We start from the raw sequence: 26,737 nt of genomic DNA, 5'->3' as shown, positions 1-26,737 counted from the left end.
AGACCCGTGCCCTGCTCGACGAGTTCGGTTTCACCGGCGAGATCGCCCGAAAGGGCGTGCCCGCACCGATCCAGGCCGGCAAACGGTGGGTGGTCGAGCGTTCGCACTCGTGGATGAACGGCTACGGCAAGCTGCGGCGCTGCACCGAGAAGGACGGCAGCGCCGTGGACTTCTACCTCTACCTCGCCGCCGCATTCGTCACGCTCCGCATGCTCATCCGACGCTCGACAAGCCGCTACCGCTGGGATGGTCGCCCCACCACCCGACGCCTCAAGTGATCCATTTGCCGGTCGGTCTAAGGTACGACCGTCACCGGCCAGCGCCCTGCCTTCACGAGCCGGATTGCGACCGACCCGATGATGCGGTGGCCGGCCTGCTCGGAGGCGCCCACCACGACCGCGTCCGCCTTCAGCTCGTCGGCCGCCTGGACCAGACCGTTGTAGGGGTCGCCGCGGAAGGTGTGGAACTCCCAGCGAATCTTGAATGTCCCCTTGACGTGCTCGGCGGCCTCGCGGATGAACTTGACCAAGTCCTCCGCGATCTCGTTTGTCGTCTCGGCCACCGGCACCCCGAGCGCCGCCCTCGTCGCCATCACGGGCTGCACGTACACGATGGCGAGCAGCGCGCGCTGTCGTCGGGCGAGACCGCCGGCGTAGTACCCCGCACGGAGCGAGGAGTCGGAGCCGTCGACCCCGACGACGATGACCTTGGGCCCGTCCGTTCCTCGCTCGAAGTGGTGCGAGTGCTGTTCCACGTCGGTCATTGCCCGGCGCCGTCGGTGCGTACACCGTCGAGGGCGACGGTCAGGACTCGGTCGCGCTGGGCGGTGTCGGTGAAGGCGGCGCCGGCGATACCGGAGACCATGCGCAGCAGGTCGTCGAAGGTGATGTCGGGGCGGGCCTGACCGGCGGTCTGGGCACGGCGGAGCAGCGGTTCACCCGCGTCGAGTAGGGAGCGGCGGCAGGTGACGAAGACCTCCGACTCGTCGCTCAGGGCTTCCCGGACGGCTCGTATGGTGACCGTGGAGTCGACGATGCGGCGCAGCCACGAGGTGAGCGCTCCCCAGGCCGGTACGTCGCAGAGCTCCTCGGCCAGTCGGCACAGGCTGTCGACCTCCTCGGCGTAGACCGTCTCGAAGAGGTGCCGGCGGGTGGGGAAGTTGCGGTACAGCGTGCCGATGCCCACACCCGCCTGCCGGGCGATGTCCTCGAGGGAGGTGTCGACGCCCTTGCTCGCGAAGGCGTCGCGGGCGGCGGCGAGCAGGGCGTCGAGGTTGCGCCGCGCGTCGGCACGGCGGGGGCGCTGCACTGCAACGATCTCGCTCAGAGTGGCCCGGTCGGTCACCACTGCCTCCTTCGGGGGCGCTGGGTTGAACTGGAGGTAAGCCTCCATTACTGTTCTGGAGGAAGGCCTCCATTTGGAGGAAGGCCTCCACTTTAGCAGTCGAGCTGTCGTTTGTGACCGGCCGCACAGTGCCGGCCGTCTCCCCATCCTTCGGGTCCCGCAGTGCGCCCCAGCATCAGGCTCCGCCGTGCTGCCGGACCCTCCCGCGCCTCTATCCCACCTGTCCCGTCGTGTCCCGTTCCGTCTCCAGAAAGACCCCATGAACCAGAACTCGAACCGCCTCACCTTCGGGGTGCTGGCAACCGGCGCCGGTGTGGTCTTGATGATGCAGTCGCTGGTCGCTCCGGCGCTGCCCACCATCCAGCACTCCCTGCACACCTCCCAGTCCACTGCCGTCTGGGTGATGACGGCCAATCTGCTCTCCGCCTCGATCTTCACTCCCATCCTCGGGCGCATCGGCGACCTGTTCGGCAAGAAGCGCACCCTGGTCGCCGTGCTGCTCGTTCTGACCGCGGGATTGCTGCTGGCGGCCGTGGCCCCGGACATCCACACGATGATCGTGGCCCGGGTCGTCCAGGGCATCGGCGGCGGGATCCTCCCGCTGTCGTTCGGGATCATCCGCGACGTGTTCCCGGAGGACCGGGTCAGTTCCAGCATCAGCAACCTCTCCGCGGTCATCGCGGCCAGCGGCGGCCTGGGCATCGTGCTCGCCGGGCCGATTGTGGGGGCGCTGCAGTACCAGTGGCTGTTCTGGCTGCCCGCGGGCGTGGTGGCGCTCACCGCGCTGCTGGCCCACCGCTACATACCCGAGTCCCCCAACCGCGGCTCCGGCCGCGTCGACTGGGCGTCCGCGCTGCTGCTGGCGGGCTGGCTGGTCGCGCTGCTGCTGCCGGTGAGCCAGGCGTCCTCCTGGGGCTGGGGCTCCGCCCGGGTGCTGGGTCTGCTGGCCCTGGCGGTGGTCCTGCTCGCCCTGTGGGCCCTGGTCGAGAGCCGCTCCGCCAGCCCCGTGATCGATCTGCGCGTCATGCGACTGCCCGCGGTCTGGAGGACCAACACCGCGGCGCTGCTCTTCGGCGCGGGGATGTACGGGTTGTGGTCCTTCCTTCCCGCGTTCGCCACCACTCCGTCCACTGCCGGGTACGGCTTCGGGGCGAGCGTGACCGGCGCCGGACTGCTGATGCTGCCCATGCTGGTGGCCATGTTCTTCTCCGGTCTGGTCAGCGCGCGTCTGGAGCCGCTGCTGGGAGCCAAGGTGCTGCTGGTCATCGCCGCCGGGCTGGGTGCGCTGGGCCTCGCCGTGCTCACGGCGTGGCACGACCAGTCGTGGCAGGCCTCGGTGGCCGCGGGGATCTTCGGCCTCGGGACCGGCCTGGCCTGGGCCGCGATGCCCACCCTCGTGGTGCAAAGCGTCCCCCCGGCGCAGACCGGTGCGGCCACCGGCATGAACGCCAACATCCGCACCATCGGCGGTGCCATCGGAGCCGCGGTGATGAGCAGCCTGGTGACCGGTCGGCTGCAGCCCTCCGGCCTGCCGTACGGCTCCGGCTACACCCACGGTTTCGCCCTGCTGACCGGTGCCTGCCTGGCGGCCACGCTCGTCGCGCTACTCGTCCCGGCCCGCCGCGTGGCACGGCAGCCCACCGCAGCGGAGCGAGTGCCGCAGTCGGCCGGACGCTGACATCTGCGGACCACCGGCCGGCCGCATCCCCCGAACACCAGATTCGCTCGTTCGGGGGATGCGGCCGAGCCATGGGATCGGCATCGTGGAAGCCCAGGTCGGCGGGGTGCGCAGAGCCGGTCACGGGAGGCGCGCAATGGTGGTCGAGGAGGCCGGCGGGACGGTCGTGGTGCCCGCGATGGACGGGGTGGTCGACCTGATGCGGGCGCTGGGCGTCGGCTGGCCGCCTGGTGACGGTGCCGTGGTCTTCAACCGGATGTACCTGGCGGTCACCGAGGAGATCCAGGGCCAGCTGGCGGTCTCCTTCTTCCGGGACCCCGCCTCGGACTCCGAGATCGCAAAGGGATCGCGGAATGCGTCCAGTGCGGTGTTGGCTGCCTGCCGAGGCATGCCGATCCGCAAGGGGCCGACGCCGGCGGGGGGCGTCCGTGCGCACACGGGCCGCTCAAGGGCTCGCTCGTCCGGCCGATGAGCCCGCATCAGTCAGCGAAGGCGTGTCGTAGGAGCCACTGATCGGAAGAGAGCATGAAGGCGATCGGCCACACCGAGTTCGGCGGCCCGGAAGTGCTGCACGAGGTCGAGCTGCCCGACCCGGTTGCCGGTCCGGGGGAGGTGCGGATCCGGGTACGTGCCGCCGCCGTCAGCCCCACCGACACGGTGCGGCGTGCCGGCATCCTCGCCGAGCAGATGCGTGCGGAGGACCGGCCTTACGTCCCCGGCATGGAGTTGGCAGGCGTGCTGGAGGAGATCGGTCCGGATACCGCCACCGACCTGTCGGTGGGTGACCACGTCATGGGGATCCTGACGCCGCGGGGCTCGCTCGGAGCCTACTCCGAGCAGGTCGCGCTGCCGGCCGAATCGGTGGTCCGGGTGCCCGCCGGGGTGGACGACGTCGCCGCGTCGACTCTGCCGATGAACGGCCTCACCGCGCGCATGACCCTGGACAAGCTGGAGCTGAAACCGGGGCAGACGATCGGTGTCACCGGAGCGGCCGGCACCTACGGCGGTTATGTCGTCCAGCTGGCCAAGGCGGAGGGGCTGCGGGTGATCGCCGACGCCGCAGAGAAAGACCGGGCGTTGGTCGAGGAACTCGGTGCGGACACGGTGGTGCCGCGCGGTGACGACGTCGCCGACCGCTTCCTCGAGGCAGTGCCCGGGGGAGTGGACGGCCTGGCCGACGGGGCCGTACTGAACGAGAAGGTGATCGCCGCGATCCGCCCAGGCGGGCGAATGGTGTCCGTGCGGTACTACGAGGGCGAACCGGTGAAAGGCGTGACCTACCACTCCGTGCGGGTGAGCCACTACGTGCGCGAACGCGCGAAGTTGGACCAGCTGCGCGAGCTCGTCGAGGAGGGCAAGTTGACGCTGCGCGTGGCCGGGACGTACCCGGCGGCCCAGGCTGCCGAGGCACACCGGCGGCTGGCGCTCGGCGGCACGCGGGGCCGGCTCGTGCTCATCTTCGGTGACTGACGCCGACCGGCAGCCGCCGTCGCGGATCCCGAGTGGGCGGCCACCAGTGCCACAGAGCGGAGCAGGCCTCGGTGACCGTCCCCCAGTAGTTCGAGACGAAGGGCTAACGTGCCACAACCGTGCCAGATCGAGCGGGGAACCACGGGGAACAGCGGCGAGTGGCGGGCAACTCGAAGCGATCGCCCGTGGCCCGGAAGCCGCAGCTCACGGCGCATCCTCCCCACCTCACTCCTAAAGCGGGTGTCGCCGTGCCACAGCTGTGCCCCAGATTGTGGCGGAAGTGGCACGGAGCTGCCGGGCCATGTCTCGGAGGCGTGCCCGCATCTTCTAAGCGCTTGGCCGTCTGATGCGTCTCACGGCTCTGGGTAGTCGTGATCTGTGGCCCACGGGCAGCAAGGCGCCGGCGGTTCGGCGGTACTGAGAGGCGACCGTCGTCGCTCTACCGGCGGTCAGAAGTTGATGTAGTTCCGGTTCAGCCCCCTTATGCAGAAGCCCGGCTGAAGTACCAGATCTGGTGCGGGGTCCTCGCTCATCCATCCTCGTGCGCGGCCGCCTTCGCCGCTCGCTCGATGCTCTCCCGGTCGGATGTCGCCGCCCAGCTTGCCAGCAGTGCGAGACGCTCGGCAGTCGGCGACTCAGGCTCGGCGAAGTAGGTCAAGATTGTCAGCCCTGGGTCGAACGGCAGCTCGATCGCCTCGTAGTCGAGTTCGAGCTCTCCGGCGGTGGGGTGGTTGATGCGCTTGCGGCCCGTGTGGTGGTACTTGACGTTGTACGCGGCCCATCGTTTGCTGAATTCGCTGCTCTGGGCCGCCAGTTCACCGACGAGGTTCGACAAGCCACGGTCGCCGGGATTGCGGCCGACGTGCCTCCGCAGGACAGCAGTGATCTGATCGGCACTCTTCCCCCAATGGGGGTAGAAATCGCGCGCGCGAGGGTCGAGAAAAGCGAACCTGGCATTGTTGCCGCGCGCTATGTCGCTGTCGAGGATTTCGCTGTAGAACGCGCGGCCAAGGTCGTTTGCAGCCAGCAGATCCATCTGCTCGTTGAGGACCGAGGCAGGTGACCCGACGATCGAGTCGAGCATGCGTCGGATGCCGGGCCGCACGCGCTGCACCGAGCTGCGCTGACTCGTCGTCCGCGTCCCATGCGCTGCGCGCGCGAGATCGAATAGGTGCGCGGCTTCTGCTTCGTTGAGGTGCAGCGCCTCGGCGATGGCGCCGAGCACCTCGGCTGAGACGCCGGCGAGCGCTCCGCGCTCGATGCGTTTGTAGTATTCGACGCTCACGCCGGCGATGACCGCAACCTCTTCGCGGCGCAAGCCGGACACACGGCGGTTCCCGGCTCTGCTGAACCCTGCCTGCTCGGGAGAGATCTTCGCGCGGCGCGAGCGGAGGAATTCACTGATCTCCTGCCGGTTGTCCATGTTCGCCATGGTACGTCGCTCGTGGCCGACGTCAGGGGCCCTGCCAGGGCACCAAACGACCGGGACTCCCTGTGGTTCGCGTGCTGCTCTGTAATGGATGAGCGGCTCGACACCGACAGCCACTACCGGAGATGGCAGTCCGGGGCGTCGTTCTGTCACGGGCGGCCTGATTCCCCCGCCCCGCTCGGGTACCGGCGCCGTCCCATCCGCTCCACCGCTCGATCCAGTTCCCAATCTCTTGGGCTGTCCGGCAGCCCGCACCGTACGAAATGAGTCCCATGCCGAAGGTATTCCTCGTCACCGGTTCCTCCCGCGGCCTCGGCCGCGAAATCGTCACCGCGGCGCTGGCCGCCGGACACCGGGTGATGGCCACCGCCCGCGACCCCCGCACGCTGGATGACCTGGCCGCAGAACACGGTGACCAGATCCGCACCGCCCACCTGGACGTGACCGATCCGGACGCCGCCGAGCGCGTCGTCGCGGAGACCGTCGACGCCTTCGGGCGTCTGGACGTCGTGGTCAACAACGCAGGCCAGGGCGACCGCGCCGCCTTGGAGGACACCACCCTGGAGGCCTTCCGCCGCCAGATCGACACCAACTTCTACGGCACCGTGTACCTCAGCCGAGCCGCCCTGCCCCTTCTGCGCCGCCAAGGCGGAGGCCACATCATCCAGATCTCCTCCCTCGGCGGCCGCATCGGCAGCCCCGGCATGACCGCTTACCAGTCCGCGAAGTGGGCTGTCGGCGGCTTCTCGGAGGTTCTGGCCACCGAAGTCGCACCTTTGGGCATCAAGGTCACCGTCCTGGAACCCGGTGGGATGCGCACCGACTGGGCAGGATCATCCATGCACATCCCGCCGGTCAGCGAGCCCTATCAGGCCACCGTGGGCGCCGGAGCAGAGGCGATGCGCAACTTCGCCCAGGAAGCGAACGGCGACCCCGCCAAGGTCGCCCAGGTCGTACTCACTGTCGCCGACCTCGACGAACCTCCGCTGCGCCTGCTGCTGGGCACCGACGCCTACACCTACGGACGCGCCGCGTGGGCCCGACGCCTGGAGGAAGACGAGAGGTGGCAGCACCTGAGCGTCTCCACCGACCACGACCAGGTCGACAGCAACGGCGCACGATGGCTCAGCAAATAGGGGCTCCTCCAAGTTCGGATCATGATGTTCGAATGGGACTCCCTGCCACCGACCGTATGAGCACCGTTGACCGCCGGCCGCCGACGTGGTGCGGGGGTACTGGACGGCAAACGTCGCGGCACTCTCTGTGAGGACTCGCGATCACCGGAGAGGCCACAGGTCGCCAGCCCTTCGGGGTCCTCATACGCATGGATGGCGTGCCGAACGCCATAGCGCTGACGGAGATCACGACCATCCCGCCGGGGATGGACCTCCCAGTCCTCGGGACCTTCGTCGGTGGTGAGGTCTTCGGGCACGCCCACAAGCACCAGGTCAGGGTTCGGCTCGATGAGTGACAGGCAGCCGACGAGTGATCGTTCCTGGGCCGTCTCTGGGCCGTCCGAGGCCGCTCAGCGGCGACCGGTGACGACTACTAACGACAGCCGTAGCTTGTGAGAGCCGCAGGTCACCCGATTGGATCTGCGACACTGGTAAGGCCATGCCTAAGCCCGGAGAACTCACTTTCGTCGCGCCGCGCGGAGCCAAGACCCCGCCGCGGCATCTTGCCGATCTCACGCCCGCCGAGCGCAAGGAGGCGGTCGCCGCGATCGGCGAGAAGCCGTTCCGCGCCAAGCAGCTCTCGCAGCACTACTTCGCGCGGTACTCGCACGACCCGGAGCAGTGGACCGACATCCCCGCCACCTCTCGCGGCAGGCTCCAGGAGGCACTGCTCCCGGAGCTGATGACCGTCGTACGGCATCTGTCGACCGACCAGGAGACCACCCGCAAGACGTTGTGGCGGCTCTTCGACGGGACGCTCGTGGAGTCCGTGCTGATGCGCTACCCAGACCGGGTCACCATGTGCATCAGCTCCCAGGCCGGCTGCGGTATGAACTGCCCGTTCTGCGCCACCGGTCAGGCCGGCCTCGACCGCAACCTGTCCACCGCGGAGATCGTGCACCAGATCGTGGACGGCATGCGGGCGCTGCGCGACGGTGAGATCCCCGGTGGCCCGGCGCGGCTGTCCAACATCGTCTTCATGGGCATGGGCGAGCCCCTCGCCAACTACAAGCGCGTCGTCGGCGCCATCCGCGCCCTCACCGACCCCGCGCCGGACGGGCTCGGGCTGTCGCAGCGCGGGATCACCGTGTCGACCGTGGGCCTGGTGCCGGCCATCCACCGCTTCGCCGACGAGGGCTTCAAGTGCCGTCTCGCGATCTCGCTGCACGCACCGGACGACGAGCTGCGTGACACCCTCGTGCCCGTCAACACGCGGTGGAAGGTACGCGAGGTCCTCGACGCCGGGTTCGAGTACGCCGAGAGGTCCGGGCGCCGGCTGTCCATCGAGTACGCCCTGATCCGGGACATCAACGACCAGGCGTGGCGCGGTGACCGGCTCGGCCGGCTGCTCAAGGGCAGGCCCGTGCACGTCAATCTGATCCCGCTCAACCCGACGCCCGGCTCCAAGTGGACCGCGTCGCGGCCCGAGGACGAGAAGGCGTTCGTCGAGGCGATCGCAGCCCATGGAGTGCCGGCGACCATCCGGGACACCCGGGGCCAGGAGATCGACGGAGCGTGTGGTCAGCTGGCGGCCATCGAGCGGTAGTCTGATGGCCGTCCTATCTCGTAGTCCGTAATCAGTCATAGCTGTTCATGGCTGTTCATATCTGCATATTCCGACAGGGGAGCGCCACAGCGCTGAGAGTGCGGGAGAGCCCGCAGACCCTCTGAACCTCGCCCAGGTCATTCTGGGTAGGGAGTTCGGTCTTCACTCGAGCTGTTGCGCCCTGCCCGGGACTTTTCGGGGTTCCCGGGCAGGGCCGCGTCTCTTCCTGGTCACCTCCAGGAGGAAATCAGTGGGCATCACCGGCAAGCAGTTCGCGGCCGTCGCCGTCGGGCTGGGCATGGTCACGCTGTCCGCGTGCGGATCGTCCGGCTCCACCGCAGGGAGCGGCGGCGATCCCAAGACCGTGACCCTCGTCAGCCACGACTCATGGGCCGCCTCCAAGAGCGTCATCGCGGCGTTCGAGAAGGAGTCCGGCTACCACGTCAAGGTCCTCCCGGACGGCGACGCGGGCCAAGCCGTCAACAAGGCGATCCTCACCAAGGACAACCCGCAGGGCGACGCCTTCTTCGGCGTCGACAACACGCTGCTGTCCCGGGCCCTCGACAACGGGCTCTTCCAGCCCTACAAGGCCAAGGGACTCGACCAGGTCGGCGCGCAGTACCAGCTGGACGGGGACAAGCACCGGGTCACCCCGATCGACTACGGCGACATCTGCGTCAACTACGACAAGAAGTACTTCGCCGACCACAAGCTCGCCCCGCCGGCCTCCTTCGACGACCTCGTCAAGCCCGCCTACAAGAACCTCCTCGTCACCGAGAACGCCGCCACCTCCTCGCCGGGCCTCGGCTTCCTGCTCGGCACCGCCGCACAGTACGGCGACAAGGGCTGGCAGGAGTACTGGAACAAGCTCAAGAACAACGGCGTGAAGGTGGTCGACGGCTGGGAGCAGGCCTACGACCAGGAGTTCTCCGGTTCGGCCGGTGGCAGGAAGTCGGGCGGCGACCGGCCGCTCGTCGTGTCGTACGCCTCCTCCCCGCCCGCCGAGGTCGTCTACGCCAAGCCGCGGCCCACGACCGCGCCGACCGGCGTCGCGACCGGCACCTGCTTCCGCCAGATCGAGTTCGCGGGGCTGCTGAGCAACGCTCACAACCCCAAAGGCGCCGAGGCGTTCCTCGACTTCCTGATCAGCAGGAGGTTCCAGGAGGACATGCCGCTCAACATGTACGTCTACCCGGTCGTGCAGGGCGCGCGGGTGCCCGCCGAGTTCACCGAGTACGGGCCCGCGGCCAAGAACCCCGAGACCATGGCGCCGACGAAGATCGCCGCCAACCGTGACCAGTGGGTCAGGTCGTGGACGTCGCTCGTACTGAAGTAGCCCCGAGGAAGCGGGCGAACCGGGGCGGTGCGGCGCGCCTCGGGCTGATGGCGCTGCCCGTCGTGTTCTTCGCGGTCTTCTTCGCCTACCCCGTCGCCGCCATCGTCGCGCGCGGTCTGCGCGTCGACGGGGTGTGGCGCCTCGGGCGCCTGGCGGACGTGCTCGCACAGCCGGACATCCGGCATGTGCTGTGGTTCACCACCTGGCAGGCGCTCGTGTCCACCGCGCTCACCCTGCTGGTGGCGCTGCCCGGCGCCTATGTCTTCGCCCGGCTGGAGTTCCCCGGCAAGCAGCTGCTGCGCGCGGTCGTCACCGTCCCGTTCGTGCTGCCCACGGTGGTCGTCGGCACGGCCTTCCTGGCGCTCGTCGGCCGCGGCGGACTCCTCGACGACCTGTGGGGCGTGCGGCTCGACACCACCGTGTGGGCCATCCTGCTCGCGCATGTCTTCTTCAACTACGCGGTCGTCGTGCGCACGGTCGGCGGCCTGTGGGCGCAGCTCGACCCGCGCCAGGAGGAGGCCGCGCGGGTGCTCGGCGCCTCCCGCGCCGCCGCCTGGCGGACAGTGACGCTGCCCGCCCTGGGTCCGGCGGTGGCCGCCGCCGGCCTCATGGTCTTCCTGTTCACCTTCACCTCGTTCGGTGTGGTGCAGATCCTGGGCGGCCCCACCTTCTCCACCCTGGAGGTGGAGATCTACCGGCAGACCTCCGAGCTCTTCGACCTGTCCACAGCGGCCGTGCTGACGATCGTGCAGTTCCTGGCGGTGGGCGCGATCCTCGTGGTGCACGCCTGGACCGTGCGCCGCCGGGAGAGCGCGCTCCGGCTGGTCGACGCGTCCCGCACGGCGCGCAGACCGCGTGGTGCCGGCCAGTGGGCGCTGCTCGTCTCGGTCCTCGCCACCGTCGCCGTCCTGCTCGTCCTGCCGCTCGCCGTGCTCGTCGCCCGGTCGCTCGAGGCGCCCGGGTTCGCGTACTACGCGGCCCTGACGCACGCGGACGGCGGGACCTTCCTCGTCGCGCCGGTCAACGCGATCGGCAACTCGCTCGCGTACGCCGCCGCCGCCACGCTCATCGCCGTGCTGATCGGCTCGCTCGCCGCCGCGGCCCTCACCCGCCGGGACGCCGGCCGTCTGGTGCGGGGCTTCGACGCGCTGCTGATGCTGCCGCTGGGCGTGTCCGCCGTGACCGTCGGCTTCGGGTTCCTGATCTCCCTCGACCGGCCGCCGCTGGACCTGCGCGGTTCCTGGATCCTGGTGCCGCTCGCGCAGGCTCTGGTGGGCGCCCCCTTCGTGGTACGGACCATGCTGCCCGTGCTGCGGGCCGTGGACGAGCGGCTGCGGGAGGCGGCGGCCGTGCTCGGGGCGTCGCCGTGGCGGGTGTGGCGGGAGGTCGACCTGCCGATCGTGCGGCGGGCGCTGCTGATCGCGGCCGGGTTCGCGTTCGCGGTGTCACTGGGGGAGTTCGGGGCGACCGTGTTCATCGCCCGGCCCGGCAACCCCACGCTGCCCGTCGCGGTGGCGCGGCTGCTCGCTCGGCCCGGCGACCTCAACTACGGCCAGGCGATGGCCCTTTCGACGATCCTGATGGTGGTGTGCGCGGTGGCGCTGCTGGTCCTGGAGCGGTTGCGGACCGATCGGACGGGGGAGTTCTGACGATGCTCACGCTTGAGCGGGCGACCGTACGGTTCCGGGGAGGCACCGCGCTCGACGGGGTCGACCTCGCGGTCGCCGAGCACGAGGTGGTGTGCGTGCTCGGGCCCAGCGGCGGCGGCAAGTCGACGCTGCTGCGGACCGTGGCCGGGCTGCAGCCGCTGGACTCCGGGCGGGTGGTGCTCGACGGCCGCGATCTGGCCGGGGTGCCTGCGCACCGGCGCGGGGTGGGGCTGATGTTCCAGGACCACCAGCTGTTCCCGCAGCGGGACGTGGGCGGGAACGTCGCCTTCGGGCTGCGGATGCAGGGCGTCTCGCGCGGCGAACGGGACGGGCGCGTGGGGGAGTTGCTGGACCTCGTCGGGCTGCCCGGGGCCGCGGGACGGGCCGTCGCCACGCTCTCCGGCGGTGAGCAGCAGCGCGTGGCGCTCGCCCGTGCGCTCGCTCCCCGGCCCCGGCTGCTGATGCTGGACGAGCCGCTGGGCCAGCTCGACCGGTCGCTGCGGGAGCGCCTGGTCGGCGAACTGCGGGAGCTGTTCGGCCGGTTGGGGACGACCGTGCTCGCGGTCACCCACGACCAGGGCGAGGCCTTCGCGCTCGCGGACCGGGTCGTGGTGATGCGCGAGGGGCGGATCGCCCAGTCCGGTACGCCCCTTGAGGTCTGGCAGCGGCCCGCGGACGCGTTCGTGGCACGCTTCCTCGGCTTCGACAACGTGGTGGAGGCGACGGTCTCCGGCGAGGCCGCGGACACGCCGTGGGGCAAGGTCCCCGTCCCGGAGGGCTCCCCGCAGGGGCCGCGCGGCCTGCTCGTACGGCCCGCCGGAGTACGGCTCGTGCCCGTCCCCGAAGGACTGCGCTGCACGGTGACCGCACGCACCTTCCGCGGCACCCATGTCGCCGTCAGACTCCAGCCCGAGCAGGCACCCGCGCTGGAGACGGCATGTCCGCTACGGGCCGCACCGGAGCCCGGCGACGAGACCGGGGTGGTGTTCGACGCGGCCGAGGTCGTCGTCCTCGGGGACGGATCCGCCCCGTAGCCGGGCACCGGCCGTCCGGTGCCGGGCACGCGCAACGGCCCGCCCCTCCCGGGGCGGGCCGTTGCGTTCGTACGGGCTTGCCGCGTGCGTCAGTTGCTCTTCGACGCGCCACGACGGCGCATGCCGAAGAAGACCGCGCCGCCACCGATGACGACCAGACCGGCGGCGATACCGGCGATCATCGGCGTGCTGGAGCTGGCACCGGTCTCGGCGAGGTTGGAGGTGCCGGCCGCGGGCGAGGGGGAGTTGTCACCGGCCGGAGCGGCGGGCGAGCTCGCCGACTGCACCGGGGTGGACTCCGAGGCGGACGGGGTGGCCGACGGCTTCGGGGTCTCCGAGGCCGGGGGAGTGCTGGCCGGAGGGGCGGTCTCCGAAGTGGTGCAGGCCTTGTCCGGCGTGGTCAGGTTCGGCGAGACGTCCTCGTTGACCTGGCCGTTGTTCGCGTTGACGTGGATGCGGTACTGGGCCTTCGGCGCCCAGTCCTCGGAGAAGGAGACGGTCGCACCTTCCTTGGTGCCCTTGACCGTTTGCTCGCCGACCTGCTTCGCGTCGGCGCCGTTCAACTCCAGGTAGACCGTGACGGTCGCTTCCTTGCCGGAAGCGTCCGTGTCCGTGACCGTGATGACGCCCTTGCCTTTGGTGTCGCAGGACGCGACGGCGGAGAAGTCACGGATGTTGCAGGCGAGCGCGTTGCCGGCGACGCCGAGTGCGAGCGCGGCGGTGGCGGAGGCGACGCCGAGGATGCGCACTGATCGTGCGGTACGGGAGGATATGGACACGATTGCCCTTCGCGTGATGCGCAACTGCGGGGGGTTTCAGGGACGTTGCCCCAACAACAGCGTCCCCACCAGGCTAACAGGTTTATAAGCGGCGGCTAAGCGCTGTCAACGCCGATGTCCGGCATGACACCCGTCTTTGCCGTGTCATTAACAGCCGTGACGTTTGAACAGCCGCCGGACCACACCGACTTCCCCCGCAGTGGCACCCCGTTCACCTGCGCGGGCTCAGCCCTGGACGGCCGCGGGGTCCATCCACACGACCTCCCAGGTGTGGCCGTCCAGGTCGTCGAAGGAACGGCCGTACATGAAGCCGTGGTCCTGCGTCTCCCCGGCGACCGAACCGCCCACCGCGAGCGCCCGGTCCACCAGCTCGTCGACCTTCTCCCGGCTCTCGGCGCTGAGACACAGCAGCACCTCGCTGGTCCTCGTCGCGTCCGCGATGGCCTTCTTGGTGAAGTCGGCGTAGCGCTGCTTGCTGAGCATCATCGCGATGATGGTGTCGCTGATGACGACACAGGCGCAGTCGTCCGTGGTGAACTGCGGGTTGATCGTGTAACCCAGCTCGGTGAAGAACTTCTTCGACGCCTCGACGTCGACGACGGGCAGGTTCACGAAGATCATCTGCTGGTACATGAGCGGTCTCCTGGTGATGTGACGGTGTGTACGGTGTTGCGCTCCGTGCGGCGGCCCGTACGGAGGAAGAGACCGCGGGCCGCGGCGAAACTCATCGGCGCACGGCCCTCTTTCTTCAAAAAGTTCTCCCGGGCGGGCTCAGCCCCTCAGCGGCATGGCGGCCAGCTCCGCGACGGCCCAGGTCAGCGGCGCGAACACCAGGGCCAGGGCGCCCGCCCGGAGCAGTGCCGCGCTGCGCAGCAACGTGGCGGGGGCGCCCAGCCGCACCAGCGCGGCCACCGTCTCGGCGCGCGCCCGCCGCGCCTCGATCGCCGCCGTCACCAGCGTCGTCAGCGCGCACCCCACCACGACCAGCGCACCCAGCGTGGTGAGCGGCCCGAAGGACAGCCGCGCACCGGCGTAGGGCGCCGTCATGGCGTACGCCCCCGAGGCCACCGCGCACACCACGCCCAGCGGCCGCCCGATCCGCGCCGCCTCCCGCTGCAGTCCGCGCCCCGCGAGCAGCCGTACGGCGCCCGGACGCACGGCCTCCAGCAGCCGGCCGCACAGATACGCCAGGGCCGGACCGACCAGGGCCAGCCCCAGCGCGGTCAGCGCCCAGCCCACCAGGACCCCGGCGGGACCGCCCGCGACCCCGCCGGGCAGCCGGAAGCGCAGCGCCCCGCCCGAGCCGCTCGCGTGCGCCTCCACGGCGAGCCCCGCGGCGATCGCGGCCACACCCCAGGGCAGTCCGCCCGGCGCGGGCCCGGCCGCGGGGGCCAGGTCGGACACGACGTCGTCCGACAGAGCGGCGGCCAGGTCCTCGGGGGCGTCGTCGCCGCCGGAGCCGGCCGGCGCCTGGCCGCGGCGTGCGGTGCGGCGGCCCTCCGCCTCCTTCGGCCGCAGGGTGAGCGCGCTCGCCGCGGACGCCGCGAGCGGCGCCAGCGTGAGCAGGGTGAGCGCCGCGGGCAGCGGCAGCGGCACGTCCGCGGCGAGGAACCCGGCCGCCGTGCCGCCGAACGGCGTCCAGGGCAGATCGCCGCGCAGATGCAGGAAGGCCAGCAGCGCCAGCAGCGAACCGAGCGCGGTCGACAGGGCCGTGGTCACGGCCGACAGGGCCATCAGCCGGACGGGCCCGAGGCCGATGGCGGCGAGACCGGACCGGGGGCGGGTGCCGGGGTCCGTGCGGGCGACGGAGACCGCGAGATACACCGTGGCGGCCATGGGTACGGCGCACCACACCAGCCGCAGCACCGAACCGGCCGGCGCGTCCGGGTGCGCGAGGGCGTATCCCAGCGTGCACAGCAGCAGCAGACCCGTGCCGGCCGAGGCCGCCGCGACCAGCAGCCGGCACAGCTGGACCTGGGGGCGGGCCCCGCGGGCTAGACGGAGAGCGAGCACGCCGGTCGGCCTTCCGTCTCCGCCTCCGGGACCGGAGGCAGCTGAACCGTGGTCACGGGCCGCCCGTCCAGCAGGGACACCGTACGGTCGGCGAGGGCCGCGACGTCCGGGTGCAGCGTGGCCAGGACGACCGTGATGCCGTGCGAGCGGGCCGCCGCGGTGAGGGTGCGCAGCACCTGGGCGGCCTCGGAGCGGTGCAGGGTGGCGGTCGGCTCGTCCGCGAAGAGCACGGTCGGGCACGCGGCGAGCGCCCGCGCCACCGCGAGCCGCTGCCGTTCGGCCCCGGTCAGCTCGTCCGGGCGCCTGCGGGCGCAGCCGCCGATGTCGAGCCGCTCCAGCCACTCCAGGGCCGCGGTCCTGGCCCGGCGGCGGCCGGTACCGCGCAGCATCAGTGGCAGGGCGGTGTTCTCCCACACGTTCAGTTCGGGTACGAGCAGCGGCACCGGGTCGATCCAGCCGAAGCGGTCGCGGCGCAGCCGTTCACGGCTGAACGAGCCCATGGTGTGCACCGGTGTGCTGTTGAACCAGACCTCGCCCCGCTGGGTGGGCAGCAGCCCCGCCAGGCACTGCAGGAGGGTCGTCTTGCCGCTCCCCCGCGGGCCGGTGACGGCCAGGATCTCGCCCTCCCGCACCCCCACGGAGACACCGCAGAGCGCGGGCGAACCATTGTGCTGGAAGTGCAGGGCGTGCGCCCAGAGCACGTCGTTGTCCGGAGGGGCCACCATCGCGTACACCTCGGTTCAGATCCGTTTTTCCCGTGCCGATCCCCGTCCGGGGAACCCGTTCGGGGGAACGAAGGCGGGGCCGATCGGTCACTTCGCACGCTAGGCAGACGGCACCGGAAGCCAGGAACAGCAACGGCCCCGGACCGCCGTTTCTCACTCGAACGGGCGGCACGGGGCCGTTTGTTGATCATCCAGAAGGATGAATCAGCCAGCTGGGCGATCGGAACCTCGGGATGTTTCAGAGCTTGGTCCAGGCCTCCGTCAGCGTCGCGCGCAGGATCTGCTCGATCTCGTCGAACGTCTTCTGGTCGGAGATCAGCGGCGGCGCGAGCTGGACGACCGGGTCGCCGCGGTCGTCGGCACGGCAGTACAGACCGTTCTCGAACAGCGCCTTGGAGAGGAAGCCGTACAGGACGCGCTCGGTCTCCTCGTCGTTGAAGGACTCCTTGGTGTTCTTGTCCTTGACCAGCTCGATGCCGTAGAAGAAGCCGTTGCCGCGGACGTCGCCGACGATCGGCAGGTCGTGCAGCTTCTGCAGCGTGGACAGGAACGCGCCCTCGTTGTCGAGCACGTGCTGGTTGAGGTTCTCGCGCTCGAACAGGTCGAGGTTGGCGAGGCCCACCGCGGCCGACACCGGGTGGCCACCGAAGGTGTAGCCGTGCAGGAAGGTGTTGTCACCCTTGTAGAAGGGCTCGGCCAGGCGGTCGGAGATGATGCAGGCGCCGATCGGGGAGTAACCGGAGGTCATGCCCTTGGCGCAGGTGATCATGTCCGGCACGTAGTCGAACTTGTCGCACGCGAACATCGTGCCGAGGCGGCCGAAGGCGCAGATGACCTCGTCCGACACGAGCAGCACGTCGTACTGGTCGCAGATCTCGCGGACCCGCTGGAAGTAGCCGGGCGGCGGCGGGAAGCAGCCGCCGGCGTTCTGCACCGGCTCCAGGAAGACCGCGGCCACCGTCTCCGGGCCCTCGAAGAGGATCTGCTGCTCGATCTGGTCGGCGGCCCAGCGGCCGAAGGCCTCCGGGTCGTCACCGAAGATCGGGGCGCGGTAGATGTTGGTGTTCGGGACCTTGTGCGCGCCCGGGACCAGCGGCTCGAAGGGGGCCTTCAGACCCGGCAGGCCGGTGATGGACAGCGCGCCCTGCGGGGTGCCGTGGTAGGCGACCGCGCGCGAGATGACCTTGTACTTGGTGGGCTTGCCGACCAGCTTGAAGTACTGCTTGGCCAGCTTCCAGGCGGTCTCCACCGCCTCGCCGCCACCCGTGGTGAAGAAGACCTTGTTCAGGTCGCCGGGCGCGTGGTGGGCCAGGCGCTCCGCCAGCTCCACGGCCTTCGGGTGGGCGTAGGACCACACCGGGAAGAAGGCCAGTTCCTGCGCCTGCTTGAACGCCGTCTCGGCCAGTTCGGTGCGGCCGTGGCCCGCCTGGACCACGAACAGACCGGCGAGACCGTCGAGGTAGCGCTTGCCCTTGTCGTCGTAGATGTAGGTGCCCTCGCCCCGCACGATGGTCGGTACGGGCGCGTTCTCGTACGAGGACATGCGGGTGAAGTGCATCCACAGGTGGTCGTACGCGGTCTTGCTGAGGTCCTTGGTACTCACGGCTATCGGGTTCCCCACATGTAGGTCTGCTTCTTGAGCTTGAGGTAGACGAAGCTCTCGGTGGAGCGCACGCCGGGGAGGGCCCGGATGCGTTTGTTGATGACATCCAGCAGGTGGTCGTCGTCCTCGCAGACGATCTCCACCATCAGGTCGAACGAGCCTGCGGTCATCACCACGTACTCGCATTCGGACATGGCGGCCAGCGCGTCGGCGACGGACTCGACCTCGCCCTCGACGTGGATGCCGACCATCGCCTGCCGGCGGAAGCCCACGGTGAGCGGGTCCGTGACGGCGACGATCTGCATCACGCCCTGGTCGAGCAGCTTCTGGACGCGCTGGCGCACGGCCGCCTCGGACAGGCCGACGGCCTTGCCGATCGCGGCGTACGGCCGACGGCCGTCCTCCTGGAGCTGCTCGATGATGGCGAGGGATACGGCATCCAGCTGGGGGGTGCCGTTCCTGGACTCGCGGGAGTCCCTCTGGTCTGCGCTTCGACTGGCCACGACCTCACTGTGCACGACGTCTCGACAGTTTCGCAAGGCTCAATCAATGAAATTCGTTGTTTCAGTGATGGAAGCCTGCGGATTTCGCAGCCGTGGCGCGATCGGGGCTGTTGAAAACGTGGGTGCACGGATTAGGGTGGACGTCTCAGCGATTGGACACCCGAACTTGGAGGGCCCGCAGTGAGCACCGAGCTGCGTCGTCTGCGCAACTACATCGACGGCGAATTCCGCGACGCCGCCGACGGCCGGACCACCGAGGTGGTCAACCCCGCGACCGGTGAGGCGTACGCGACAGCCCCACTGTCCGGGCAGGCGGACGTCGACGCCGCGATGGCCGCCGCCGCCGCGGCCTTCCCGGCCTGGCGTGACACCACCCCCGCCGAACGCCAGAAGGCCCTCCTCAAGATCGCTGACGCTTTCGAGGAGCGCGCCGAGGAACTGATCGCGGCCGAGGTCGAGAACACCGGCAAGCCGACCGGGCTGACCCGGTCGGAGGAGATCCCGCCGATGGTCGACCAGATCCGCTTCTTCGCGGGCGCGGCCCGGATGCTGGAGGGCCGCTCGGCCGGCGAGTACATGGAGGGGATGACCTCGATCGTCCGCCGTGAGCCGGTCGGCGTCTGCGCGCAGGTCGCGCCGTGGAACTACCCGATGATGATGGCCGTGTGGAAGTTCGCCCCGGCGATCGCGGCGGGCAACACGGTCGTGCTGAAGCCGTCGGACACCACCCCGGCCTCCACGGTGCTGATCGCCGACATCATCGGCTCGGTCCTGCCCAAGGGCGTCTTCAACGTCATCTGCGGCGACCGCGACACCGGCCGCCTGATGGTCGAGCACCCGACCCCGGCGATGGCCTCCATCACCGGCTCCGTGCGCGCCGGCATGTCGGTCGCCGAGTCCGCGGCCAAGGACGTCAAGCGGGTCCACCTGGAGCTCGGCGGCAAGGCGCCGGTCGTCGTCTTCGAGGACACCGACATCGCCAAGGCGGTCGAGGACATCTCGGTCGCGGGCTTCTTCAACGCCGGCCAGGACTGCACGGCCGCCACCCGCGTCCTCGTCCACGAGTCCATCCACGACGAGTTCGTCGCCGCGCTCGCCAAGGCCGCCGCCGAGACGAAGACGGGCCAGCCGGACGACGAGGACGTGCTCTACGGGCCCCTCAACAACCCGAACCAGCTCCAGCAGGTCTCCGGCTTCATCGAGCGCCTCCCCGCGCACGCCAAGGTCGAGACCGGCGGTCACCGCGTCGGCGACAAGGGCTACTTCTACGCGCCGACCGTCGTCTCGGGCCTCAAGCAGGAGGACGAGATCATCCAGCACGAGGTCTTCGGCCCGGTCATCACCGTCCAGTCCTTCACGGACGAGGCGCAGGCCGTGGAGTGGGCCAACGGCGTCGACTACGCCCTCGCGTCCTCGGTGTGGACGAAGGACCACGCGCGCGCGATGCGGCTGTCCAAGGCGCTCGACTTCGGCTGTGTGTGGATCAACACGCACATCCCGCTGGTCGCGGAGATGCCGCACGGCGGCTTCAAGAAGTCCGGCTACGGCAAGGACCTGTCGGGGTACGGCTTCGAGGACTACACGCGCATCAAGCACGTGATGACCTCGCTGGACGCCTGAGAACGCCTGCACGGGCGCGCGCGTACACGCTGATGCGCGAGCGCTCGTAGGCGCGGGCACCGATACGCCAGCTGCGCGGCCCCGCACGGGAGTTGACCCGTGCGGGGCCTTCGCGTGACCGCGCGCCGTACGGCCGTGGACCCGCGCCGGCTTCCGGTCGCCATCGGCTGATCGACAGGGTGTCGGGTTCCCGCGGGGGCGCTCGACGCGGCGTCGATTGTCCTGGTGGCGGCGTGGACGGCATGCTTCCGGGAAGCCCCGGATTCCGAAGACTCCCCAGCTCTCCCGCCGCTCCCTCCTGCGCTCCCTGGGCGGGGGCGCGGTGCTCGGCGCGCTCGCCGGCTGCGGCGTGCCTGCCGCCTACGTGGCAGGCTCGCCCGGCGGCTCCGTCGCCGGTGATCGCTGCTCCGTCCTCACCCGTGGCCGCTGCGGCAGTGGTTCGGTCCGCTCCCGCCGTCGTCCAGCGGTCCGGTGAACCGTCACGGTCCGCATCTGAACCGTCACGCCCCACTTCGCCGCTCGCCCCGTCCGCCGGACGGGCCTCTCCGGGCGCACGCTCCGCCGTACCGGGCACCGGGCGGACGCCCCCGACGCAGTCGGCGCCCGGCCACTCCCTCCCCGTACAGCGTCCGGAATCGAAGTCCTCCGTTCAGCGCAGCGCTCAGGTCCCCGGATCCCCGGGCACTCCTGGTCCATCGGGACCCGTGTCCCCTCCGCTTTCCCCTGAGTACCTGGACGCTCTCGCCCGTTCCCTTCTGGAGCCCCTGTCGCGTCTTCTCCGCTCCGAACTCCGCGGTGACCGCGAACGCATCGGGCGTCTCCGCGACCCCTCGTGACCCCACCACTGCCCCCGGACGCAAGGAACCACCCATGCCCACCCCTCAAGACCCGGCCTCCACCGTCTTCTTCCGGCTGTCGATCGACGGCCTGGACCTCGGTCTCTTCAACAGCTGTGAGGGGCTCGCCTCCGAGGTGCAGGTGGAGCAGCGTGAAGAGGGGGGCAACTACGGGTTCGTCTGGCAACTGCCCTCGCGGTCACGTACTCGAACATCCGACTGACCCGACCGCTCACCCCCGACACCACCAAGGCCGCGGCGTGGATCTCGTCCATCGCGACGGGCATCGCCCGGCCGACGGGCCAGATCGCCGCCCTGAGGGCGGACGGTTCGGTGGTCGCTCGGTGGGAGCTCGTCGAGGTCCTGCCCGTGCGGCGGCAGGGGCCCAACCTGGACCCGGCAAGCCCCGGAGCCGCCACCGAGACCCTGGAAATCGCCCACCACGGCTTCACCGACGCCCAGGGGGCCTGATGCCGCCCGCAACAGGCAGCGCCAACAAGAGCCTCGTGCGGGCCCGGCTCGCCATCCACCATCCGCCGAGCGGATCCAGCCGGGCCATGGGCGGACGGATCGGCGAGGTCGAGTTCCAGTTCAACCCGCACCAGATGGAGCTGTCGCGCTCGGCCTCCTGGCAGACCCAGCGTGCCGTCGGCTTCGACCGCGGCGCGCAGCAGGAGTTCTCCGGTGCGGAGCCCGCCTCACTGTCCGTCGAGGTCTTCCTCGACGCCTCCGCCTCGCCCGGCAGTCCGCGCGTCCGGCAGCAGGTGGAGAAGCTGCTCTCCTGCTGCGAGGTGGATCCGCAGACGCTCCCGACGAACCGGCCGTCGCCGCCCTGGGTGCGCTTCTCGTGGGGCGGATTCAGCACGGTCCAGTTCACGGCGTACGTCGAGAGCGTCAACGCCGCCTACTCCCTGTTCAGCCCGACCGGCGAGCCCCTGCGAGCCACCTGCCGTCTGTCCCTCAGAGAGATCCCGACACCGACGAAGGGGCAGAACCCGACCTCCGGCACCCTGCGGACGCAGCGGGTCCATCGTGTGGTGGCCGGCGACTCCCTGCCCTCCCTGGCCTGGCGCGAGTACGGGGCCGCCACACAGTGGCGGGCCATCGCCGAGGCCAACGGCATAGACGACCCCATGCGGCTGCGACCCGGCACGGAACTGCTGCTGCCGGCGGCCGACGACATCCGGCGGGGCGTACGTCGGCATGACGACCGCACTCGCGGACTCAGATGTGAAGGCTCATACATGAAGTCCTATACGACCGTCCTGAAGGTGAAGGTCGGGGGCGCCCCGCTGCCCGACCAGGTGGCCGGACGGCTGGTCTCCGCCTGGATCGACACGAGTGTGAACGTACCGGCCGCCTTCCGGCTGGTCTTCAGCGATCCGGCGCGCGATCTCCTGGGCCTGCTGCCGGCCCTCACGGTCGGCGCGCGGGTGGAGCTGGTTCCGTACACGGACGGCACGGCTGGCCGCCCCCCTGCTCATCGGGGAGGTCACGGCGCTGGAGGCCGACGCCGACGGCATCGGCAGGTCGCTGCAGTTCACGGCCTTGCGCACCGCCTCGGGCGCTCCCTCCGACAGCACGCCGGCGGCGCATGCGGTCGACCTCGTCTCCCCTCGGGGCGGCCGGCCCCCGATGGGCGGGGCCGATGTCACCGACTCGGTGCAGATGGCCTTCCCCGACGACGCGTCCGTCTCGGAGCAGCTGGCGAACACACGGCGCCCGGCCGAGGTCACGCCGAGCGGTGAGAACGTGGGCGGTGTCTGGTTCGGCATCAAGCAGGAGATCGTCGTCGACCACGGCAAGACCGTCCCCGCCGCCAAGGGCTGACCCCGCCCTGGCCTCCCCCCGGGTCAGGACAGAGCCTCGACGAGCTCTTTGGCGAGAGGACCCGAGGAAGCGGGGTTCTGCCCTGTGAAGAGGGTGCGGTCCACGACCGTGTACGGCTCCCAGGCGGGACCCCGCGAATAGTGGGTGGGCAGCTTCTTCAACTCGTCCTCCAGCAGCCACTTGGCCTTGTCGGCGAAACCGACGCCGGCCTCCTCCTCGTTGCAGAAACCCGTCACCCGGTAGTTCGCGAAGGGCGTGTCGCCGTTCGCGTCACGGGTCGCGAGGAGGGCGGCCGGGGCGTGGCAGACGATGCCGAGGGGGTTACCGGACGCGAGTGCCTTGCGCAGCAGCGCCCCGGAGTCGGGGTCGACCGAGAGGTCTTCCATCGGGCCGTGGCCCCCGGGGTAGTAGACCGCGTCGTAGTCCTCGAGGCGCACGTCCTTGAGGGAGACGGGATGCCGCAGCTCGTCCGCCGACTCGATGACGGCCTCCTGCCGCAGGGCGTTGTCCTCGCCGCCCGCCATCCGGGGCTCCAGGCTCATCGTGTCCACAACCGGGACGACGCCACGCGGAGTTGCCACGGTGACCTCGTGTCCGGCGTCGGTGAACACGGTGTACGGAGCCACGAACTCCTCGGCCCAGTACCCGGTGGGGTGTCGGTGCCCGTCCTTCAGGGTCCAGTAGCTCGCGCCGGTCAGCACGCAAAGGATCTTGGCCATAGGACGCTCCTCCGGAAGACGTTGCGCTGGGACCGCTCTGCTAGATGATGTCGAGGTGGTCGAGGAACGGTGTCGCGGCGGAGGCGTCCCCCGTGATGCGGCAGTGGTCGCGCCAGGGCTTGCGGGTGGTGGCCCACACGATGAAGTCGAGTGCCGTGCTGTGGACCTGGGTGGTGGCGTCCGCACCGGGTGCCACGGTCAGCCGGCCGTCCGGCCCGGTCGCGGGGAGGACGGTGACGGTGGTGGCGCCCGGCCCGGTCAGGTCGAGGACGAGGGGCCGCTCGACGGTGGCGGTGAGTTCGGGCCCCTGCATCTGGGGGAGGCCGGCGAGCATGAACTCGACGGCTGGGGCGACCTGGTCGTCGGTCGCTTCCGGCAGCGTGAACGGGAGCGGGCCGTCCGGGGCGAGCATGTCGTTGCGCAGGTGGCAGAAGACGTTGAACGCCATGGTGTTCGCCAGGAGGTGGCGCGGGTACCTCCCGAGCCCGGGCACGTCGACGGGCTCGTCGGCCCCGGGCGGTTCCTGGGCCGCCTCCAGGAGGTCCAGCTGCCGGGGGGTGCTGCACCGCCACTCGTCGAGGACCTGGGCATGGCTCCAGCCGCGACGTTGGTCGACGCGCAGGTCGTGGTAGCGCTCGCGGTTCTTCGGCAGCGACGGGTCGGGCGGCGGCGGGTCCACCGCCTCGGAGGCGAGGGCCGCGAGATGGGCCACCACGTCGATGACGCGCCAGCCGTCGCACGCCGACGGCAGCTCCCACTGCTCGTCGCTCATCCGGGGGATGATCCCCGCCAGTTGCGCGGTGCTCGAACGCGCGGCGGCGAGGCCGGCACGGGTCATCGTTCCTCCCTCGCCTCCCTCGAAGGGACGGTCCGGTCAGGATGTGGCGTGGCGGGACACACGGTAGGTCGCGGCGACGTCCGCGCGGCCGAGTCCGTCGTCGGCCGCGCGGTCGAGGCGTTCGCGTACGACTTCCGCGATGCCCAGGTGCAGGCCGACGGCCCGGGCGGTGTCGGTGATCAGGCCGGCGTCCTTGTCCGCCGCCTCAAGGGGGAAGGAGGGCGTGTCGAGGTCGTCGTCGATCATCATCGGGCCCTTGCTCTGTACGTAGGTGCTGTTGAGGCCGCTGCCGTCGATGACGTCGATGACCAGATGAGGGTCCAACCCCAGGGTGTCGGCGAGGGTGAGGGACTCCGCGATCCCCTCGACAGTGGTCAGGACCCACGCGTTGTAGGCGAGCTTGAGGCTGCTTGGCTGGCCTACCTCGTCGAGCCACATGATGCGTGATGCCACCGCCTCCAGGACCGGTCGCACCTCTTCCCGTGCCTCCCGCTGGGGGGAGGCGGCCGGGATGGTCAGGGTGCCGGACACGGCCGGTTCCTTGGTGCCGAGGAGGGGCGCCTCGACGTACGGGATGTTCAGGCGGGTCGCCTGTTCCGCGAGACGGCGACCCCCGTCCGGGGAGACCGTGCAGGTCTGCACCCACACCGGGTGGCCGCCCAGGCCGTCGCGGGCCTGGTCCATCACGTCGGCGACCACCTTCTCGTTCGCGAGCGCGGTCAGTACGACGTCGGCCCCGCGGCAGGCCTCGGCCGGTGTGTCGCACACCGTGGCGCCGATGTCGGCCAGCGGTTCGGCGCGGGCGCGGTTGCGGTTCCACGCCCGCAGTCCCAGTCCCGCCGCCGCGATGTTGCGTGCCATGGCCTCTCCCATGGTGCCCGTGCCGAGCACCGCGACCACGGGCTTTTTCTGTCCGGACGACGGCGTCCGGTTCGCTCTGCTCATCGTCGCGCCTCCATGCGCTCCACGGTCATGCGCGCCGCGACGTCCGGCGCGCATGACCGTGGTGTCGGCTGCCGCAAGGTACCCGGGTGTTCAGGCGTCCTGGCCGACCCAGACGGTCTTGGCGTTCATGAACTCCCGCATGCCGAGGTCGGACAGCTCGCGTCCGTAGCCGCTGCGTTTGACGCCACCGAACGGGATCTCGGGGTAGCTGGTCGTGTTGCCGTTGATGAAGGCCATGCCCGACTGCACATCGCGGACGAACAGTTCGCGTTCGTCCTGGTCCTCGCTCCACAGGTTCGACCCGAGGCCGTAGGGGTGGCCGTTGGCCTCCCGCAGGGCCTCCTCCAGGGAGGGGACCGTCCACACCTGCGCCACGGGGCCGAAGACCTCCTCGTGGTACATGTTCATCTCCGGCGTGATGCCGGTCAGCACGGTGGGCGGGTAGAACCAGCCGGGCCCGGGCGGCCGTTCGCCGCCGAGCAGCACCGTCGCGCCCTTGCTCACGGCGTCGTCGACGTAGGACTCCACGTCCCGCCGGCCGGACTCGGTGGCCAGCGGACCGACGTCGGTGCCCTCGTCCATCGGGTCGCCCACCACCAGCGCGTCCATCTTCGTCACGAACATCTCGATGAACGCGTCACCGATGTCCTGGTGCACGAAGAACCGCTTGCCGTTGATGCACGACTGCCCGTTGTTCAGGCACCGCGCCTTGACCGCGACATCGGTGGCCCGATCCAGATTCGTGGAGGGCATGACGATGAACGGGTCCGAACCGCCCAGTTCGAGGACGACCTTCTTGATCTCGTTGCCGGCGATGGTGGCCACCGACCGCCCCGCCGGTTCACTGCCCGTGAGCGTCGCGGCCGCCACCCGCGGGTCGCGCAGCACCTGCTCCACCCTTCCCGCGGAGATCAGCAGGGTCTGGAACACGTCGTCCGGGAAGCCCGCGTCACGGAAGAGTTCTTCCAGGTACAGGGCGCACTGCGGCACGTTCGAGGCGTGCTTGAGCAGACCCACGTTCCCCGCCATCAGGGCGGGCGCGGCGAACCGCATGGCCTGCCACAGCGGCAGGTTCCACGGCATCACCGCGAGCACCGGACCGATCGGCTGGTACGTCACGAAGGTCTGCTTCGCGCCCACGCGCCCGCTGTCACCGCTGAGGTCCCGTAGGAACGCGGGGCCCTCGGTGGCGTAGAAACGCAGCCCGCGGACGCACTTGACCACTTCCTCCTCCGCCGCACGGAAGGTCTTGCCCATCTCCGTGGTGATCATCCGGCTGACGCTCTCGATCTCCTTCTCCAGGCGCTCGGCCGCATGCTGCAGCCATCCGGCCCGTTCCTCGGGGCTCGTCAGCCGGTACGAGGCGGCCGCGGCCGCCGCCCGGGCGAGCTTGTCCTCAAGTTCATCGGGAGTCAGTTCGTCGAACCTCCTGAGGACCTCCCCTGTCACAGGACTCGTCGTTGCGATAGCCATGAATCCACCGTAGGACCACTCGATAAGTCCGTCAATTCACCCATTTGCCCTAATCTCGCCCTTCATGTACACCCGCTGCCGATCATCCGGCAGGGCACCGGAATGCGCGGCAGGTGCAGACACGAGACCATGGTGATATCCGCAGCGGCGGCCGCGGTGACCGATGCCAGAACCCGATTCCTGCCCACGCCG

At 70.2% G+C, this 26,737-nt stretch carries 23 protein-coding genes, 3 pseudogenes and 1 riboswitch; of the genes and pseudogenes, 13 read left to right on the top strand and 13 right to left on the bottom strand.

The window, feature by feature from the left end:
- A pseudogene (locus tag ACFYX0_RS34250) lies at nt 1–278 on the top strand (IS5/IS1182 family transposase); the annotation flags it as partial.
- 17 nt (nt 279–295) lie between these two features.
- Here ACFYX0_RS34250 and ACFYX0_RS34245 read toward each other — a convergent pair.
- Nucleotides 296–763 carry a universal stress protein gene (locus tag ACFYX0_RS34245; protein ID WP_388976293.1) on the bottom strand — a complete coding sequence of 156 codons (468 nt, stop codon included), beginning with the start codon at nt 761–763 and terminating at the stop codon, nt 296–298.
- Nucleotides 760–1,344, bottom strand: coding sequence for a TetR/AcrR family transcriptional regulator (locus tag ACFYX0_RS34240; RefSeq protein WP_388976291.1), 585 nt, complete (start codon nt 1,342–1,344; stop codon nt 760–762). Before ACFYX0_RS34240 ends, ACFYX0_RS34245 begins: the two co-directional genes overlap by 4 nt.
- Nucleotides 1,345–1,603: 259 nt before the next feature.
- Here ACFYX0_RS34240 and ACFYX0_RS34235 point away from each other — a divergent pair, with 259 nt between their 5' ends.
- The 3 genes from ACFYX0_RS34235 (at nt 1,604) to ACFYX0_RS34225 (ending at nt 4,492) form a co-directional block, all read left to right on the top strand.
- Nucleotides 1,604–3,022, top strand: coding sequence for an MFS transporter (locus tag ACFYX0_RS34235; protein ID WP_388976288.1), 1,419 nt, complete (start codon nt 1,604–1,606; stop codon nt 3,020–3,022).
- A gap of 136 nt (nt 3,023–3,158) precedes the next feature.
- Nucleotides 3,159–3,494 carry a DUF5995 family protein gene (locus ACFYX0_RS34230; protein WP_388976285.1) on the top strand — a complete coding sequence of 112 codons (336 nt, stop codon included), beginning with the start codon at nt 3,159–3,161 and terminating at the stop codon, nt 3,492–3,494.
- A 53-nt stretch (nt 3,495–3,547) separates the two neighbouring features.
- A complete protein-coding gene (locus ACFYX0_RS34225; protein WP_388976283.1) occupies nt 3,548–4,492 on the top strand; it encodes an NADP-dependent oxidoreductase in 945 nt (314 codons plus the stop codon).
- 529 nt (nt 4,493–5,021) lie between these two features.
- Here the strand turns inward: ACFYX0_RS34225 and ACFYX0_RS34220 are convergent.
- Entirely contained in the window at nt 5,022–5,915 is an 894-nt protein-coding gene (locus ACFYX0_RS34220; protein WP_388976280.1) for a helix-turn-helix domain-containing protein, read from the bottom strand.
- Nucleotides 5,916–6,193: 278 nt separating this feature from the next.
- Here ACFYX0_RS34220 and ACFYX0_RS34215 point away from each other — a divergent pair, with 278 nt between their 5' ends.
- The 6 genes from ACFYX0_RS34215 to ACFYX0_RS34190 all read left to right on the top strand — a co-directional run bounded on the left by ACFYX0_RS34215 (nt 6,194) and on the right by ACFYX0_RS34190 (nt 12,661).
- Complete coding sequence (locus ACFYX0_RS34215; protein ID WP_388976278.1) at nt 6,194–7,057, top strand: SDR family NAD(P)-dependent oxidoreductase; 864 nt, start codon at nt 6,194–6,196, stop codon at nt 7,055–7,057.
- Between the two features lie 197 nt (nt 7,058–7,254).
- Nucleotides 7,255–7,392: a hypothetical protein gene (locus tag ACFYX0_RS34210; RefSeq protein ID WP_388976275.1), complete on the top strand. Its 138-nt coding sequence runs from the start codon at nt 7,255–7,257 to the stop codon at nt 7,390–7,392.
- Nucleotides 7,393–7,535: 143 nt separating this feature from the next.
- The gene (rlmN, locus tag ACFYX0_RS34205) at nt 7,536–8,642 is read left to right on the top strand and encodes a 23S rRNA (adenine(2503)-C(2))-methyltransferase RlmN (protein ID WP_388976272.1); all 1,107 of its coding nucleotides are present in this window, start codon (nt 7,536–7,538) and stop codon (nt 8,640–8,642) included.
- Between the two features lie 65 nt (nt 8,643–8,707).
- Nucleotides 8,708–8,813: riboswitch (TPP riboswitch) on the top strand.
- Nucleotides 8,814–8,940: 127 nt separating this feature from the next.
- Nucleotides 8,941–9,978 (top strand): thiamine ABC transporter substrate binding subunit, encoded by a 1,038-nt coding sequence (locus ACFYX0_RS34200; protein ID WP_388976305.1) that lies wholly within the window; start codon nt 8,941–8,943, stop codon nt 9,976–9,978.
- Nucleotides 9,954–11,627 carry an ABC transporter permease gene (locus tag ACFYX0_RS34195; RefSeq protein WP_388976269.1) on the top strand — a complete coding sequence of 558 codons (1,674 nt, stop codon included), beginning with the start codon at nt 9,954–9,956 and terminating at the stop codon, nt 11,625–11,627. The genes ACFYX0_RS34200 and ACFYX0_RS34195 overlap by 25 nt, the downstream gene beginning before the upstream one ends.
- A gap of 2 nt (nt 11,628–11,629) precedes the next feature.
- Complete coding sequence (locus tag ACFYX0_RS34190; RefSeq protein ID WP_388976266.1) at nt 11,630–12,661, top strand: ABC transporter ATP-binding protein; 1,032 nt, start codon at nt 11,630–11,632, stop codon at nt 12,659–12,661.
- Between the two features lie 89 nt (nt 12,662–12,750).
- On the opposite strand, the gene ACFYX0_RS34185 is transcribed toward ACFYX0_RS34190, so the two are convergent.
- The 6 genes from ACFYX0_RS34185 to ACFYX0_RS34160 all read right to left on the bottom strand — a co-directional run bounded on the left by ACFYX0_RS34185 (nt 12,751) and on the right by ACFYX0_RS34160 (nt 18,299).
- The gene (locus tag ACFYX0_RS34185; RefSeq protein ID WP_355904992.1) at nt 12,751–13,410 is read right to left on the bottom strand and encodes an LAETG motif-containing sortase-dependent surface protein; all 660 of its coding nucleotides are present in this window, start codon (nt 13,408–13,410) and stop codon (nt 12,751–12,753) included.
- Nucleotides 13,411–13,665: 255 nt separating this feature from the next.
- Nucleotides 13,666–14,073, bottom strand: a complete 408-nt coding sequence (locus ACFYX0_RS34180) for a VOC family protein (RefSeq protein WP_311699531.1) — start codon at nt 14,071–14,073, stop codon at nt 13,666–13,668.
- 138 nt (nt 14,074–14,211) lie between these two features.
- Nucleotides 14,212–15,453: a hypothetical protein gene (locus ACFYX0_RS34175; protein ID WP_388976263.1), complete on the bottom strand. Its 1,242-nt coding sequence runs from the start codon at nt 15,451–15,453 to the stop codon at nt 14,212–14,214.
- Nucleotides 15,435–16,178: an ATP-binding cassette domain-containing protein gene (locus ACFYX0_RS34170; protein WP_355904998.1), complete on the bottom strand. Its 744-nt coding sequence runs from the start codon at nt 16,176–16,178 to the stop codon at nt 15,435–15,437. Before ACFYX0_RS34170 ends, ACFYX0_RS34175 begins: the two co-directional genes overlap by 19 nt.
- Before the next feature lie 238 nt (nt 16,179–16,416).
- On the bottom strand, nt 16,417–17,799 hold the full coding sequence (locus ACFYX0_RS34165) for an aspartate aminotransferase family protein (protein ID WP_388976260.1): 1,383 nt from the start codon (nt 17,797–17,799) through the stop codon (nt 16,417–16,419).
- On the bottom strand, nt 17,784–18,299 hold the full coding sequence (locus ACFYX0_RS34160; protein ID WP_355905003.1) for an Lrp/AsnC family transcriptional regulator: 516 nt from the start codon (nt 18,297–18,299) through the stop codon (nt 17,784–17,786). The genes ACFYX0_RS34165 and ACFYX0_RS34160 overlap by 16 nt, the downstream gene beginning before the upstream one ends.
- A 165-nt stretch (nt 18,300–18,464) precedes the next feature.
- Between ACFYX0_RS34160 and ACFYX0_RS34155 the strand changes: the two genes are divergently transcribed.
- From ACFYX0_RS34155 to ACFYX0_RS34145, 3 genes and pseudogenes are all read left to right on the top strand, one after another.
- Complete coding sequence (locus ACFYX0_RS34155) at nt 18,465–19,904, top strand: gamma-aminobutyraldehyde dehydrogenase (RefSeq protein WP_355905006.1); 1,440 nt, start codon at nt 18,465–18,467, stop codon at nt 19,902–19,904.
- An 870-nt stretch (nt 19,905–20,774) separates the two neighbouring features.
- A pseudogene (locus ACFYX0_RS34150) lies at nt 20,775–21,211 on the top strand (phage tail protein).
- Nucleotides 21,211–21,927: pseudogene (locus ACFYX0_RS34145) on the top strand (LysM peptidoglycan-binding domain-containing protein); the annotation flags it as partial. The pseudogenes ACFYX0_RS34150 and ACFYX0_RS34145, both read left to right, overlap by 1 nt.
- A gap of 666 nt (nt 21,928–22,593) precedes the next feature.
- Here the strand turns inward: ACFYX0_RS34145 and ACFYX0_RS34140 are convergent.
- The 4 genes from ACFYX0_RS34140 to ACFYX0_RS34125 all read right to left on the bottom strand — a co-directional run bounded on the left by ACFYX0_RS34140 (nt 22,594) and on the right by ACFYX0_RS34125 (nt 26,545).
- Nucleotides 22,594–23,289, bottom strand: a complete 696-nt coding sequence (locus ACFYX0_RS34140; protein WP_388976257.1) for a type 1 glutamine amidotransferase domain-containing protein — start codon at nt 23,287–23,289, stop codon at nt 22,594–22,596.
- A gap of 40 nt (nt 23,290–23,329) precedes the next feature.
- On the bottom strand, nt 23,330–24,127 hold the full coding sequence (locus ACFYX0_RS34135) for a maleylpyruvate isomerase N-terminal domain-containing protein (protein ID WP_388976254.1): 798 nt from the start codon (nt 24,125–24,127) through the stop codon (nt 23,330–23,332).
- Between the two features lie 36 nt (nt 24,128–24,163).
- On the bottom strand, nt 24,164–25,072 hold the full coding sequence (locus ACFYX0_RS34130; RefSeq protein ID WP_388976251.1) for an NAD(P)-dependent oxidoreductase: 909 nt from the start codon (nt 25,070–25,072) through the stop codon (nt 24,164–24,166).
- Nucleotides 25,073–25,162: 90 nt separating this feature from the next.
- Entirely contained in the window at nt 25,163–26,545 is a 1,383-nt protein-coding gene (locus ACFYX0_RS34125) for an NADP-dependent succinic semialdehyde dehydrogenase (RefSeq protein WP_388976248.1), read from the bottom strand.
- Nucleotides 26,546–26,737 lie beyond the last annotated feature (192 nt).

The sequence above is a fragment of the Streptomyces sp. NPDC002573 genome, from assembly GCF_042889625.1.
In the GTDB taxonomy this organism is placed as follows: domain Bacteria; phylum Actinomycetota; class Actinomycetes; order Streptomycetales; family Streptomycetaceae; genus Streptomyces; species Streptomyces gibsoniae.
Note: the sequence above shows the minus strand (reverse complement) of the source record. Positions and strands in the feature narration are given on the sequence as shown.